Annotated in this window: 14 protein-coding genes and 1 riboswitch; of the genes, 9 read left to right on the top strand and 5 right to left on the bottom strand. The window is 38.0% G+C overall.

Annotated features, from left to right (window positions below; all coding sequences use genetic code 11):
- Positions 1–175: 175 nt before the first annotated feature.
- A complete protein-coding gene (locus L8T27_RS15215; protein ID WP_233317599.1) occupies positions 176–649 on the top strand; it encodes an S-ribosylhomocysteine lyase in 474 nt (157 codons plus the stop codon).
- Between the two features lie 35 nt (positions 650–684).
- Here L8T27_RS15215 and cls read toward each other — a convergent pair whose 3' ends face one another.
- Both cls and L8T27_RS15205 read right to left on the bottom strand, forming a co-directional pair.
- Positions 685–2,139 (bottom strand): cardiolipin synthase, encoded by a 1,455-nt coding sequence (cls, locus tag L8T27_RS15210; RefSeq protein WP_233317600.1) that lies wholly within the window; start codon positions 2,137–2,139, stop codon positions 685–687.
- Between the two features lie 370 nt (positions 2,140–2,509).
- A complete protein-coding gene (locus L8T27_RS15205) occupies positions 2,510–2,767 on the bottom strand; it encodes a DUF6154 family protein (protein ID WP_233317602.1) in 258 nt (85 codons plus the stop codon).
- A gap of 193 nt (positions 2,768–2,960) precedes the next feature.
- On the opposite strand from L8T27_RS15205, the gene ytkD reads away from it, so the two are divergent.
- From ytkD to asnB, 5 genes are all read left to right on the top strand, one after another.
- The gene (ytkD, locus tag L8T27_RS15200) at positions 2,961–3,488 is read left to right on the top strand and encodes an RNA deprotection pyrophosphohydrolase (protein ID WP_233317604.1); all 528 of its coding nucleotides are present in this window, start codon (positions 2,961–2,963) and stop codon (positions 3,486–3,488) included.
- A gap of 15 nt (positions 3,489–3,503) precedes the next feature.
- Positions 3,504–4,298 (top strand): alpha/beta hydrolase family protein, encoded by a 795-nt coding sequence (locus L8T27_RS15195; protein ID WP_237941819.1) that lies wholly within the window; start codon positions 3,504–3,506, stop codon positions 4,296–4,298.
- Positions 4,299–4,323: 25 nt separating this feature from the next.
- Positions 4,324–4,566: a DUF2584 domain-containing protein gene (locus L8T27_RS15190; RefSeq protein WP_233317607.1), complete on the top strand. Its 243-nt coding sequence runs from the start codon at positions 4,324–4,326 to the stop codon at positions 4,564–4,566.
- 60 nt (positions 4,567–4,626) lie between these two features.
- Positions 4,627–4,786, top strand: a riboswitch (SAM riboswitch).
- 245 nt (positions 4,787–5,031) lie between these two features.
- Positions 5,032–6,234: a methionine adenosyltransferase gene (gene metK, locus L8T27_RS15185; RefSeq protein ID WP_233317609.1), complete on the top strand. Its 1,203-nt coding sequence runs from the start codon at positions 5,032–5,034 to the stop codon at positions 6,232–6,234.
- A gap of 277 nt (positions 6,235–6,511) precedes the next feature.
- Positions 6,512–8,404: an asparagine synthase (glutamine-hydrolyzing) gene (gene asnB, locus L8T27_RS15180; protein ID WP_233317722.1), complete on the top strand. Its 1,893-nt coding sequence runs from the start codon at positions 6,512–6,514 to the stop codon at positions 8,402–8,404.
- A 17-nt stretch (positions 8,405–8,421) separates the two neighbouring features.
- Here the strand turns inward: asnB and L8T27_RS15175 are convergent, their stop codons facing one another.
- On the bottom strand, positions 8,422–9,279 hold the full coding sequence (locus tag L8T27_RS15175) for a C39 family peptidase (RefSeq protein ID WP_233317611.1): 858 nt from the start codon (positions 9,277–9,279) through the stop codon (positions 8,422–8,424).
- Between the two features lie 339 nt (positions 9,280–9,618).
- Here L8T27_RS15175 and L8T27_RS15170 point away from each other — a divergent pair, with 339 nt between their 5' ends.
- Genes L8T27_RS15170 through L8T27_RS15160 form a run of 3 tightly spaced genes read left to right on the top strand, consistent with a single transcriptional unit; the run spans position 9,619 to position 12,103 of the window.
- Entirely contained in the window at positions 9,619–10,422 is an 804-nt protein-coding gene (locus L8T27_RS15170; RefSeq protein WP_233317613.1) for an alpha/beta hydrolase, read from the top strand.
- Positions 10,423–10,436: 14 nt separating this feature from the next.
- Positions 10,437–11,531: a tetraprenyl-beta-curcumene synthase family protein gene (locus tag L8T27_RS15165; RefSeq protein ID WP_233317614.1), complete on the top strand. Its 1,095-nt coding sequence runs from the start codon at positions 10,437–10,439 to the stop codon at positions 11,529–11,531.
- A 26-nt stretch (positions 11,532–11,557) separates the two neighbouring features.
- Positions 11,558–12,103, top strand: a complete 546-nt coding sequence (locus L8T27_RS15160) for a GNAT family N-acetyltransferase (protein ID WP_233317615.1) — start codon at positions 11,558–11,560, stop codon at positions 12,101–12,103.
- A 48-nt stretch (positions 12,104–12,151) separates the two neighbouring features.
- On the opposite strand, the gene mnmM is transcribed toward L8T27_RS15160, so the two are convergent.
- Together mnmM and mnmL are read right to left on the bottom strand one after the other, a co-directional pair.
- Positions 12,152–12,724 (bottom strand): tRNA 5-(aminomethyl)-2-thiouridylate-methyltransferase MnmM, encoded by a 573-nt coding sequence (gene mnmM / locus L8T27_RS15155; protein ID WP_233317617.1) that lies wholly within the window; start codon positions 12,722–12,724, stop codon positions 12,152–12,154.
- Positions 12,721–13,683: a tRNA modification radical SAM protein MnmL/YtqA gene (mnmL, locus tag L8T27_RS15150; RefSeq protein WP_233317619.1), complete on the bottom strand. Its 963-nt coding sequence runs from the start codon at positions 13,681–13,683 to the stop codon at positions 12,721–12,723. The genes mnmM and mnmL overlap by 4 nt, the downstream gene beginning before the upstream one ends.
- Between the last annotated feature and the right edge of the window lie 170 nt (positions 13,684–13,853).

Raw genomic sequence — 13,853 nt, 5'->3', positions numbered from 1 at the left:
CCTAATTTCTAATGCTTACTTGAAGTCAGTATAGCATGACTGTTAAAGAGAAGAAAATGACAGCACTCCATTTTACGAACATTCTTAAACTGGAAAAATATAATATAATTAAGTTGATGAAAATACTCGGGTTTTACGTTATAATGAGGTAACGAAAAAAAAGGGGATGACATGAATGCCTTCAGTTGAAAGCTTTGAACTAGATCATAATGCCGTAAAAGCTCCGTATGTTAGACACTGTGGTGTCCACAAAGTAGGAAGTGACGGGGTTGTTAATAAATATGATATCCGTTTCTGCCAGCCGAACAAACAGGCAATGAAGCCTGATGTGATTCATACATTAGAGCATTTATTAGCATTTAATCTTCGTGCACATGTAGAAAAATATAATCATTTTGATATTATTGATATTTCCCCAATGGGCTGCCAAACTGGCTATTACTTAGTTGTCAGCGGTGAGCCGACTGTGGAAGAAGTTATCGATTTGCTTGAAGATACAATGAAAACAGCAGTTGAAATCACAGAAATTCCTGCTGCAAATGAAACACAATGCGGCCAAGCGAAGCTTCATGATCTTGAGGGAGCAAAAAAGCTTATGCAGTTCTGGTTAAAGCAAAGCAAAGAAGACTTGAAGCAAGTTTTCGCATAAGCAAAGCAAAAGAGGTGCTATCTAGCACCTCTTTTTTATAACAGTGGACTTAATAATCGAGAGAATGATTCCTTAAATTTAATCCATAATGATCTTTTTGAATAGCTGTCTAATGAAAGGGGAGTGCATAGCTTCATATCCTCCATAAAGCCGTCAGTCAGTGAATTCGCTATTTCCTCACTATATATAAATGCATTTACCTCAAAGTTCAGACGGAAGCTTCTCATATCAATATTAGCAGTACCTACAGAGCTGATTTTCCGGTCAACAAGCAATGTCTTGGCGTGAATAAAACCATTTTCATATATATATACCTTTGCTCCTGCTTTTAGCATTTCACCAATATAGGAATATGTCGCCCAATAAACAAACATATGGTCAGGCTTGTTTGGTATCATAATTTTAACATCTATCCCTGATAGGGCTGCAATTCTTAAAGTATCAAGCAAGCTCGCGTCAGGAATAAAGTAAGGTGTTTGAATAAAAACCGAATCCTTAGCAGCTGTAATCATTTTAATATAGCCATTTTTGATTTGCTCCCACTCAGAGTTTGGACCGCTTGAGACAATCTGCATCCCGATATTCCCGATAATTTCGTCAAGCTTACCAGGAAAATAATCTGGAGAGTAATGAATTTCATGGTGTGCGGCCGCTTGGTTCCAGTCAAGAATAAACCTTGTCTGAATAGCATAAATGGCTGTGCCGACAATACGAAGATGCGTGTCACGCCAGTAGCCGAATTTAGGATTCAATCCTAAATATTCATCCCCAACATTAAAGCCTCCAATATAGCCGATATGCCCGTCGATAATGGCAAGCTTTCGATGATTACGGTAATTCATCCGTAAATTAATTAAATGAAACTTGCTTGGGAAAAAGACGGCAACTTGCCCACCGGCAGCTTTTAATTCCTTAAAAGCGCGCTTTTGTAAAGTTCTCGAGCCAAGCTCATCATACAAGAGCCTTACTTCCAGCCCTTCCTTTGCCTTCTCAGTTAAGGCTGCAATCAGTTTGGAACCTATCCCATCATTTTTAAAGATATAATATTGCAGATGGATTGATTTTTTAGCTGCCATAATATCTTTTAATAATTGGTCGAACTTTTCCTTGCCGTCTGTATAAATATCGACTGCGTTATTTTCTGTCAAAACAGCATCATTATTGAATAAATTCATATAAATAAGATCTTGATTATTTCTAATAACTTCATTTGTAGTGCGCAGCTGATTTGAACTGATTTGCAATAATTGAGACGCCAAGACTTGTTCGATTCCAAGCTTTTTTCGCTCATCCCATTGGAACATTTTCCTATTTCGCAAATTTTGACCAATAAGAAGGTATAAAATAAATCCTAGTATTGGGATAAAGGTCAAAACCATGAGCCATGCCCAAGTGGCGATGGGATCTTTTCTTTCAAAGAAAATGACTAGGAAAGCGAAGATAATGTTAAGTAAAATGATTGTACTTAATAAAATAGTGTATACGTGCATAGAACAATCCCTTTCAACCTTTGTCTTTTAAATATTTCTTTTGTGTATCATCTGCAACCACTTCACGCCAAAGGTCGAGAGCAACAAAAGGTTCAAAAAATGGTAGTACTGAAGATTTCTGTATCATTATAGGTGAAAATGATTGATGTTGAAAACTATTTTGTTCCCATATAATCTTCCCTCCAACAAACAATATTAAACGAAACATCCAGATGGTAAAAGTACTTAATAGAGGTTATTTAAAACTTGATAAAGGACAAATCCATGACCAATGAGCTAAAGCTCTAAATAGATTTCCTGCAGGTAGAGAATGAAGGTTAAAAAGGAAAAGACAAGTCCGCTTGGAACTTGTCTTTTTTTGCAGAGTGAATTAGTGCAGGTTTCTTGGCGAAAACAATGTATGACCTTGCTGACGATAATCATCTTTGGCAAATTTGCCTTTAAGGCTTTCAATTAAATATAAGCCCATCAAGTCATACAGCTCTTGCTCATTTAGCTCTTGGATGATATGAAGAAGATCTTCTCTAGACATTTCCTCTAAAAAGGCGAATGCTAGCATATCAATATCTTCCTCATCACCAGTTAGTTTATTCTTATATAAATTATATAATTCATCGACTAATTTCATGATCCATTCCCTCCAAATGGTATATCGGTGTGTATTAATGTAACCGCTTTATTAATTATACTTACTATAATATCGGAGAATGTCTATTTTCGCCACAACTTAATTAAAGCTTTCAGTTTCATTATTATACCCCTATTCTTTATAATGGTTACATACCCTATCAATTGAAAGATATTCCAGTAGGACTAGAAAAATGATTACTAATGAATGTGAGGCAATGATGAAAACATTCTATGACAATAATGGACTAAAAGTGAATTTATCATTTGAGAAAAATGCATTTTCTCTTCCTGCAAAACATGTTTTAGTCATTTGTTTATGGGATGGAAAATGGCTGATGACAAAGCACAAAACGAGAGGCATTGAATTTCCAGGAGGCAAAGTCGAAGACAAGGAAACACTAATGGAAGCATGCAGACGGGAAGTGATGGAAGAAACAGGCGGAATTGTCGGCAAGCTTACTTGGATTGCAGAGTATGAGGTCCATGAAAAAGATTCTAAGTTTGTTAAAGCAGTCTATTTTGCACATATCTCTTCCCTGCAGCATAGAGATAATTATTTAGAAACAGAAGGGCCAAGAATCTATAACGGAGATATATTAGATGTCCGTTTTCATAAATCTTTCAGCTATATTATGAAAGATAGGACGATTGATTATTGTATAAAAAGAATGATGGAACAATTATCAGGAGAAAATTTGGGGTATTATACAAAAAAATAAAAAGGTGGGATTCGCATGAATGGAGAGATATTGGAGCAAATCAGATTCCCCTCCCCAAATCCTTCAATTGACTTGTATATCGTTACATATGCTGTAAATGGTTTGAAAGTAAAAGGATTACTTGCTGTACCTAAACAGAAAGACATTTCAGACGGATTTTTGTATTTACGAGGCGGAATAAAAAATGTTGGCAAGGTTAGACCAGGCAGAATTGTTCAATTCGCTGCAGAGGGCTTTATTGTGTTTGCACCATTTTACCGGGGCAATCAAGGTGGAGAAGGAAATGAAGATTTCGCTGGAGAAGATCGGGAAGATGGAATTGCTGCTTTTCATCTGCTGAAAAATTACCCGAGCGTTAAAAGAGTCCATGTTTTTGGTTTTTCAAGAGGCGGTGTTATGGCTTTGTTTGTTGGCATTTATTGTCCTGTTGCTTCTATTGTCACATGGGGCGGTGTTTCTGATATGGTGCTGACATATGAAGAAAGGAAGGATTTGCGGAGAATGATGAAAAGAGTCATTGGCGGCACACCGGCAAAATATCCGGAACGGTTTCAAGAGCGAACGCCTCTTCATTATTTGGACAAGATTTGCGCACCTACTTTAATTATTCATGGAATGCAGGATACAAATGTGTCAATTGAACACAGCAAAAAGCTGGAAGAGGGGCTTCTAAAGCAAGGGAAAACCGTTGAAACATGGTACTTTCCAGAATTCACTCACTATTTCCCTCCTAAAGTCAATCGGAAGGTTGTAGAAAATTTATGCAGTTGGATGAAAAAACACAGTGAAAAGCTGGTAGAATATAAGTAAGGATAAGAAGGAGGGAGAACGAAAAATGGGAATGCCCTTAGAATTAAATACAATGATTGTCACCAAAGGAAATGAATTGCGCCTTGAGGAAAATTGGTTTCAACTCGAAAAAGAAGCATATCGTTTATATCCCCTGCATATTCCTTTAGAAGTCAGAAAGACCATTAAAGGAGAACTTATCGGAACTGCTTCCATTGAAAAACTGGAGTGGTCTGATGGAAAAACGAAAATAACATACAAATTGATTGCATTAAATTCGACTAATTAAAGATAAATATATTGACAGTAATTAAAAGTTTGAGCTATTATGAAATCTTGAACGGATACTCTCTTATCCTGAGCTGGTGGAGGGACTGGCCCGATGAAACCCAGCAACCTACTATGTGAAGAAAATAGGCTGAAACATCCATTTAATTGATGGATGGAGCAGACATTCTCTTAGGAAAGGTGCTAACCTGTAGCAAGGAAATATCCTTGAACGATAAGAGTGAAAGGTGCGAATCAATTTTGCTTGGAGCCTTTTCACTATTGAAAAGGTTTTTTGTATGCAATCTGGTCCATTATCTTTTAAAAAAATGTATATTTTTCATGTGTGTTTTTGAGCAAGTGTTTTTTGCCAAAGGATAACACTTCTCGGATAAAAACGCCTTGTTTACTTCATACTATCTAGGGAATGAGTACCGTATCAATTTAGAGGGCAAGAGTGCTTGCCTTATAATAAGGAGGAAATCAGATGTCATCAAAACGTCGCTTGTTTACTTCTGAATCGGTAACGGAAGGTCATCCGGATAAAATCTGTGACCAAATTTCAGATGCGATTTTAGACGCTATTCTAGCAAAAGATGCAAATGCCCGTGTTGCAGCAGAAACATCTGTAACAACAGGATTAGTTTTAGTTGCAGGGGAAATAACTACATCTACATATGTGGATATACCGAAAATTGTAAGAGAAACAGTTAAGGAAATTGGCTACACTCGTGCAAAATATGGTTTCGATGCAGAAACGAGCGCAGTGCTTACTTCTATTGATGAGCAGTCTGCTGATATCGCTCTTGGTGTGGACCAAGCCCTTGAAGCACGTGAAGGAACAATGTCAGATGAAGAAATAGAAGCGATCGGTGCAGGGGACCAAGGATTAATGTTCGGCTTTGCATGCAATGAGACAAAAGAGCTTATGCCTTTGCCAATCTCTTTAGCTCATAAGCTTTCTAGAAGACTGGCTGAAGTGCGTAAAGAGGAAATCTTGCCATATTTGCGTCCGGACGGCAAAACGCAAGTTACTGTTGAATATGATGAAAATGATAAACCTGTAAGAATTGATACAATTGTTATCAGCACACAGCATCACCCTGAAGTGACATTAGAGCAAATTCAACGCAATATTAAGGAATATGTAATTAATCCAGTTGTTCCAGCAGAATTAATTGATGAAAATACGAAGTATTTCATTAATCCAACTGGCCGTTTCGTTATTGGCGGACCACAAGGTGATGCAGGATTGACAGGAAGAAAGATTATCGTAGATACATATGGCGGTTATGCAAGACATGGCGGCGGAGCTTTCTCTGGGAAGGATCCAACTAAAGTAGACCGCTCTGCAGCATATGCAGCACGCTATGTAGCGAAAAACATCGTGGCAGCAGGATTAGCAGACAAGGTTGAAGTGCAGCTTGCATATGCAATCGGTGTTGCTCAGCCAGTTTCCATTTCTATTGACACATTTAATACAGGCACTGTATCAGAAGAAGTTCTGGTAGACGCTGTCCGCGAAAACTTCGACCTTCGCCCAGCAGGAATTATTAAAATGCTGGACTTGCGTCGCCCAATTTATAAGCAAACAGCAGCATACGGACATTTTGGACGTAATGACCTAGATTTGCCTTGGGAACGTACAGATAAATCAGATGTATTAAAAACAGCTGTCGCTGGAAAATAAAAGAAGGAGTTGCACGGTAATAAAGTGTAACTCCTTCTTTCTTTTTCCGTCTAATAAGTCAGTAGAAAATTTTACTTGTTTTTAGCTCTTAAAATTATCAAGACTTTCGTCTATAATGGATTAATGTAAAATATAAATGGTAGTCAATATTTGCTAATAGGACATAATAATGTTTTAAAATAGCTCGGATTACATTTAAAGATTAACAGTAAAAGTTTATACTAACAGTAATTTAGGTCTCCTTAGTAACAGGAGAAGAATGGAGTAGGTGAGCAGTATGTGTGGTTTTGTAGGCTGTATACATGAAAAAGAGCAAAACTTCCAAGAGGCGCAAAAAGAACAATTTGCGAATATGAATAGAATTATTACACACCGTGGACCGGATGATGAAGGATACTTCTATGATGAACATATCCAATTCGGCTTCAGAAGATTGAGTATTATTGATATCGAGTCTGGGCATCAGCCGTTAACATATGAAAATGAACGTTATTGGATCATCTTCAACGGAGAAGTTTATAACTATTTGGAAATCAGAGAAGAGCTAGTGAAGGCAGGCTTAACGTTCCAAACTAACTCAGATACAGAAGTAATCATTGCCCTTTACAGCCATGAAAAAGAAAAGGCTGTTGAAAAACTTCGCGGCATGTTTGCATTTGTTATTTGGGACAAGCAGGAAAAAACATTGTATGGTGCTCGTGATCCATTTGGAATCAAGCCTTTCTTCTATTTTGATGATGGTGAAAAGACTTACTTTGCATCAGAGAAAAAGAGTATTGCAATGGCATTAGAAAGCGATGTATTAAACTATGAGTCTCTTCAGCATTATATGACTTACCAGTTTGTTCCTGAGACTAATACAATGTCAGAAGGCATCAACAAGCTTGAGCCAGGTCATTACTTCACGAAAAAACTTGGTGAGCCAATGGATATTAAACGCTATTGGAGAGCATCTTTCCAGCCTGTGAACAAAACGGAATCAGAGTTCGTTAAAGAAATTAAAGATGTGCTGTTTGACAGTGTAAAAATGCATATGCGAAGCGATGTTCCTGTTGGTTCTTTCCTTTCCGGCGGAATTGATTCATCGATTATTGCTAGTATTGCGAAAGAATTCCATCCTGGAATTAAAACATTCTCTGTCGGGTTTGAGCATAATGGTTTCAGTGAAATTGACGTAGCGAAGGAAACAGCGGATAAGCTTGGTTTAGAAAACATCAGCCGCATCATTACACCACAGGAATATATGAATGAAATTCCGAAAATTATGTGGCATATGGATGATCCGCTTGCTGATCCAGCATGTGTGCCTTTATACTTTGTTGCACAAGAAGCTAGAAAACATGTTACAGTTGTTCTTTCAGGCGAAGGTGCAGATGAACTGTTTGGCGGATACAATATTTACCGTGAGCCGCAGTCATTGGAAGTATTTAATAAAATTCCTAAAATTGGTAAGTCCCTGTTGCGTGCTATTGCAGCGATTCTTCCTGAAGGTGTTAAAGGAAAGAGCTTTATTGAACGCGGTGTGACACCGATGGAACAAAGATATATCGGAAATGCTAAGATGTTCAGTGAAAGTGAAAAAGCACAGTTGCTGTCCATCTACAACAAAAATATTGATCATACAGATATTACAAAACCTCTTTATGAAGAAAGCAAAGGTTATGATCCAGTTGACCGCATGCAGTTTATTGACATCCACACATGGATGAGAGGAGATATTTTGCTGAAAGCAGACAAAATGACAATGGCTCACTCTCTAGAATTGCGTGTACCTTTCTTAGATAAAGCTGTGTTTGAAGTAGCTTCTAAAATACCGTCTAGCTTAAAGACTGCAAATGGAACTACAAAGTATATTTTAAGAAAAGCAGCGGAAAGCTTTGTGCCTGAGCATGTATTAACACGCAAAAAACTAGGCTTCCCTGTGCCAATTCGTCACTGGTTAAAAGATGAGATGAACGAATGGGCAAAAACAATCATTAAAGAAAGCGATACAGACCATTTGCTGAACAAATCTGTTGTATTGCAGCTATTGGAAGACCATTGCCAAGGTAAAGCTGACAACAGCCGCAAAATTTGGACTGTATTGATGTTTATGGTTTGGCATAGTGTTTATATCGAAAAAAAATATTCCTTCGAAAAGGAATATTTAAAAGAAAAAACACTTGTTTAATTAATGGAGTAGGGAAGTTAGTTGCTGTAAGTTATTGCTTGGCTTCCCATCTGCACCCACGATGCAATAAAATCATCGATGGGTGCTTTTTTATTTTGTTCACCTGTCAATGGATCATTAAAGTAAACATAATCTTCGTCATAGCCAGTTATCAGGACGGAATGCTCGGAATATGTGATATCGATTGTACCGCTTGGAGTTACCCATGTGCGGAAATTATCATCAGAAAGCTCTTGGAATTTTGAATTAGTAATAACCCAAACTGGACGGCCATCTGAAAGCTGTTCTTTTACCGAATCGAAATCAGAGCCAGTAAAATCAACGATTGCTCCTGGAAGATATTTTTCCGCTAGCTCAGCAATCGGCTTATGATAAACACCAAGCCCCGGACCTTCAAGGGAATACATATCTCCGACAAACCCATCATTAGGATTGCCATAATAAATAGTACCGTTAACGACTTCATATGCTGTAGTATTTTTAGTAATTTCTTCTGCAAGTGTCATCTTATCTACATCTACACCTGCATATTGCAAAAGCATCGCAAGAGCCGTCACTTCACAGCCTCTCGGAAGCTCTGGCAGTTGATTCATTGCAGTTGCTTCCAATAACACAGATTCTTTTATAGTTACTTTTGAACTTAATTTTTCTACATTTTCTTTAGCTGTAACAGCTATTTCCTCTACCCGCTCTTTTGCAAGCGCAAAATTCTTAGAACCGTCTAAATTTAATACATAAAAGCTGATGCCAACTAATATGGCTATTAAGGAAAAGAGCAGTCCTTTTACAATTTTAGTAAGCCTTTTTTGAACTACAAGGAATAATACGAAGAATAGAGCAAGGACAGAGTATAGTATTATTTCGTTTGTATTCATTTTCATCACCTATTTCTTATATAAGTATTTATCGGATAAATTTTGAGAAAATAAATAGTAAGAAATGAACTTTCTTGACTTGAAGATACCTTTCACGCCTAAAGAGGCTGCATTTGGTTATTTTTTAATATTTTTTTCCCGTTAGTGCATAATATAAAAACCGATTTTTTGTATTAAATATGTGTTTTATCAAATATAGAGTACTGCGGCAACCTTTAATTTTCCTTAAATAATCAGGAACAATCGCCGTAATTTAATTTAAAAATTTGTCAAAGTGCATTTACGTGTTACATAATAGAAGAAGCAATACTGTGATAAGTCGAATGGGGGAGATTTTTTATGTGGAAATGGGAAGCGGAAGGAGAGGCTAAAGCAGTCGTCGTGATTGTTCATGGTGCTATGGAGCATCATCGCCGTTACGGTTGGCTAATTGAAATGTTTCGCTTATCTGGTTTTCATGTCGTGATGGGGGATCTTCCAGGCCAAGGCATGACAACACGGTCAAGCAGGGGGCATATCGACTCTTTCAGTGAGTATACAATTGAAGTTAAAGACTGGATTCAAGCAGCCTACCAATTTGAATTGCCGGTTTTTTTGATTGCACACAGCTTAGGAGGCTTGGCATCTATTCGTCTGCTGCAACAGGAGAATCTTAAGCTTGCTGGTCTTATTCTCTCATCGCCATGTCTTGGGTTAAAAAAATATCCGCCGAAGCTGTTGAGCGCCATTTCAATCCTTTTGAACAAAGCTGCGCCTAGACTGCGCATGAATACAGGCTTAACAATCGAAATGGCGACTAGAAATGCAGAAATTAGGGAAATAGATAGCAACGATACCTTATATATTACAAAAGTGTCTGTAAGATGGTATAGAGAACTGATTAGTGCAATGGCTGCAGCCTTTGCGAATGTAAACAAAATGCAGGATTTGCCTCTTCTTCTTATGCAAGGGGGAGACGATTCAGTAGTAGATAAAAAAATGGTAAAAAACTGGTTCAATATGGTACCATTATCAGAAAAGAGATTTAAAGAATGGCCACAATGCTACCATGAAATCTTTAACGAGCCGGAACGAGATGATGTGTTTGACTATGCGCTTGATTTTATCAATAGTCAGCTAAAATCGATAGGTTATATTGTATAAGTGAGGTTTTAAAAATGTCTGTACCAAACATGCCACTAACATTAATGTCTAAAGTGTATTTAAAGGTTTTTCCTGTTGTTCACAAGGAACTGAACTATTGGACGAACAGAGCAAAGCAAATCCCAAATCCTGAGCTGCAAAGACAGGCTTTGGCGAGCATAAAGGACAAAACATTCCACTGTGAAGGCGGATCAATCATGGCCCTTATTTCAAGGCATGAATATAAGACTGCCATTAAATTTATTGTGGCATACCAAACAATCAGCGATTATCTTGATAATCTATGTGACCGGAGCACTTCATTAGATCCGCGGGATTTCTCTGCACTGCATGAATCAATGGAGCATGCGCTCACAGTCGGGGCACAACCCACTAACTATTACCGGTTCCGAGAGGATCAAGACGACGGCGGCTACTTGTATGATTTAGCCAAGACATGCCGGGACACACTCGCAGAGCTAGAGAATTACGAATATATTAAAGACCAGTTACTTGAACTTTGCCGTTATTATTGCGATTTGCAAATACATAAGCATGTTATGGTAGAGGAAAGAATTCCAAGATTGAAATCATGGTTTGATGAGAACAAGCACGCAATACCTGAAATGGATTGGTATGAATTCTCTGCATGCTCCGGTTCAACATTAGGGATATTTTGTTTAGTTTCTTATGCATTAAGAAAGGATTTTCAGCCAGCTTATTCCTCCAATATTCGAGACGGCTATTTTCCATATATACAAGGTCTTCACATATTATTAGATTACTTTATCGATCAGGAAGAAGACAGACAGGGCGGCGATTTAAATTTCTGCTTCTATTATAAAGATGAAGAAGAGCTTTTCAGCCGGTTAAAGCATTTTGTAGAAGAAGCAGACAGACATACAAAAAATCTCCCTCATCAACGGTTCCACAAACTTATTAACAGAGGACTGCTCGGTGTCTACTTATCTGACGAGAAAGTATATAAGCAGCAAAATATTAGAAAGCTGGCAAGGGAAATTATTAAAACTTCCGGTCCGGTTGGCTACTTCTTTTATATTAATGGACGAGCATACCGCAAGTTTCAAAAGATGATTCCAGCAGGAATGATGAAGACGATATCTAAATAAATGTAGGCCGACAAGGGGAGTTGCAGATGTTTCCTGAACTAGAAACAGATCGGTTGCTTTTAAGAGAGATAGAAGAAAAAGATGTTAAAGCGATTTATAGTATATTAAGTCGTCCTGACGTTACGGTGCACTACGGGCAAGAGCCTTTTACCACAATTGAGGAAGCACGTTCCTTGCTGGCAATTTTCAATATGAATTACAGCATGCAAAAAGGAATTCGCTGGGGAATGGTAGAAAAGGACAGCGGCGCTTTTATTGGGACAATTGGCTATCATGCATGGCATCAAAAGCATAAGCGGGCTGAAATCGGTTATGAGCTTCACCCGGATTTTTGGAAAAAGGGCTATGGGATGGAGGCTATTTCTGAAGTTATATCATACGGATTTTCTGCTTTGCAATTGAACCGAATCTCAGCGATTGTGTATCCTGAAAATAATTCATCTCAAAAAATGCTGGAAAGAGCAGGTTTTCATAAAGAAGGTACTTTGGCAAAATATATGGTTCAAAATGAACATATTTATGATTGCCTCATGTATTGTCTGCTTCACCCTTCCTTAAACGAAAAGAAATAAAAAAATGCCGGGAATCAGTCTTACTGATTATCCGGCATTTTTTCTTATTTATCTTTTCTCAATGGCAATAATAAAAGGCGGGTTGTTTTTTTGGTTAATGAACTGATATTTTAAAACATGCGCTTTTTCCTGACTGAAGTTTTCAGCGAATGTAAGCAGCTCGTCTCTTTCTTGTGCACCTTCAGTATGTCCATGATAAATGACAAGAATAATGATTCCTTCTGGTGCAAGCATGTTAAATATTTGTTCGACTGCCATTATAGTCGTGTTCGAATTTGTAACGATTGATTTATCTCCACCAGGCAAATAGCCTAAATTGAAAATAGCACCCTTCACAAGTCCATGCAGTTTTTCAGGAATAATTTTTTCCACATTTTCATGCCCTGTTTTAGTAAGAATTACCCGATTAGTAAGGGACTGGGCTGCAAGTCTGCTTTTCGTTGCTTCAAGGGCCTGATCCTGAATATCGAAGCTGTATACCTTGCCGCCTTCTCCTACAAGGTTTGCCAGAAAACAGGTGTCATGACCATTTCCCATTGTCGCATCAATGGCAATATCGTCTTCATCGATTGCATTTTCTAACAATGTTCTTGCAAAGGGAAGTATGCGTTCCAGCTTCATATCGTCACCTTTTCCGCATTATAAAATTTTCCTTGCCAGCTGTCACGTCTTTTCAATTCTGCATCAATGCTGTTCAGTACATCCCATTTGTTGACACTCCACATTGGTCCAACCATTAAATCAATCGGTCCATCGCCTGTAATTCGATGAATGATCATACTTGGCGGCAATATTTCCAGCTGGTCGCAAACAAGCTGAATATATTCGTCAAAGGTTAGAAACTTAAGCAATCCTTTTTCATATTGTTTAACCATAGGTGTGCCCTTCAGCAAATGAAGCAAGTGAATTTTAATTCCTTGCACATCAAGCTTGCTCACTTCTTTCGCTGTTTCCATCATCATTTCATTCGTCTCAAGTGGAAGCCCGTTAATGATATGTGAGCAAATGCGGATATTATGTTTTCTCAGTTTATTAACACCATCCACATATGTTTGATAATCATGGGCTCTATTAATAAGCTGTGCTGTTTTTTCATGGACAGTCTGCAAGCCAAGCTCCACCCATAAATAGGTGCGCTCATTCAGTTCTGCCAAATATTCAACAACATCATCAGGAAGACAATCTGGTCTTGTCGCAATGGAAATGCCGACAACATTTTCCTGCTTCAAAACAGTTTCATACTTTTCTCTCAGCACTTCAACAGGAGCATGTGTATTTGTATATGCTTGGAAATAAGCCATATATTTGCCGTCTTTCCACTTTTCATGCATTTTGTTTTTTATATCGTGAAATTGCTTTTCCAATGAATCGACACGATTCCCTGCAAAGTCACCGCTACCAGCAGCACTGCAGAAAGTACAGCCGCCGTGTGCCACCGTGCCGTCCCGGTTAGGGCAATCGAAGCCTCCGTCTAGTGCGATTTTAAATACTTTATGTCCAAACTCGCCTCGCAAATGATAATTCCATGTATGATATCTTTTATTATCAGCTGCATAAGCAAAAGGATTTTGCTGACTCAAAAGAATGACCTCCTTATAATGCAATCTAAATGCATAACAAAAATTTTAACATGTAACTGCTGCTTCTCCAAACAGTTTTATATAAACCGCTAATTCAGTAAAGAAAAGGAAGTCATAAGAAGGTTGCAGACTACAGATAATATGTAGCGAAGCACTATTGCTTCAAAGAC

This window comes from Niallia sp. Man26, assembly GCF_022049065.2.
Classification (GTDB): domain Bacteria; phylum Bacillota; class Bacilli; order Bacillales; family Cytobacillaceae; genus Niallia.
The sequence above is the reverse complement of the archived record's forward strand: the minus strand, read 5'-3'. Positions and strand labels throughout refer to the sequence as shown.

What these genes read in the sequence shown, in the direction of transcription:
- L8T27_RS15215 (WP_233317599.1), top strand. Translation starts at nt 176, where the DNA reads ATGCCTTCAGTTGAAAGCTTTGAACTAGATCATAATGCCGTAAAAGCT.
- cls (WP_233317600.1), bottom strand. Translation starts at nt 2,139, where the DNA reads ATGCACGTATACACTATTTTATTAAGTACAATCATTTTACTTAACATT.
- L8T27_RS15205 (WP_233317602.1), bottom strand. Translation starts at nt 2,767, where the DNA reads ATGAAATTAGTCGATGAATTATATAATTTATATAAGAATAAACTAACT.
- ytkD (WP_233317604.1), top strand. Translation starts at nt 2,961, where the DNA reads ATGATTACTAATGAATGTGAGGCAATGATGAAAACATTCTATGACAAT.
- L8T27_RS15195 (WP_237941819.1), top strand. Translation starts at nt 3,504, where the DNA reads ATGAATGGAGAGATATTGGAGCAAATCAGATTCCCCTCCCCAAATCCT.
- L8T27_RS15190 (WP_233317607.1), top strand. Translation starts at nt 4,324, where the DNA reads ATGGGAATGCCCTTAGAATTAAATACAATGATTGTCACCAAAGGAAAT.
- metK (WP_233317609.1), top strand. Translation starts at nt 5,032, where the DNA reads ATGTCATCAAAACGTCGCTTGTTTACTTCTGAATCGGTAACGGAAGGT.
- asnB (WP_233317722.1), top strand. Translation starts at nt 6,512, where the DNA reads ATGTGTGGTTTTGTAGGCTGTATACATGAAAAAGAGCAAAACTTCCAA.
- L8T27_RS15175 (WP_233317611.1), bottom strand. Translation starts at nt 9,279, where the DNA reads ATGAATACAAACGAAATAATACTATACTCTGTCCTTGCTCTATTCTTC.
- L8T27_RS15170 (WP_233317613.1), top strand. Translation starts at nt 9,619, where the DNA reads ATGTGGAAATGGGAAGCGGAAGGAGAGGCTAAAGCAGTCGTCGTGATT.
- L8T27_RS15165 (WP_233317614.1), top strand. Translation starts at nt 10,437, where the DNA reads ATGTCTGTACCAAACATGCCACTAACATTAATGTCTAAAGTGTATTTA.
- L8T27_RS15160 (WP_233317615.1), top strand. Translation starts at nt 11,558, where the DNA reads ATGTTTCCTGAACTAGAAACAGATCGGTTGCTTTTAAGAGAGATAGAA.
- mnmM (WP_233317617.1), bottom strand. Translation starts at nt 12,724, where the DNA reads ATGAAGCTGGAACGCATACTTCCCTTTGCAAGAACATTGTTAGAAAAT.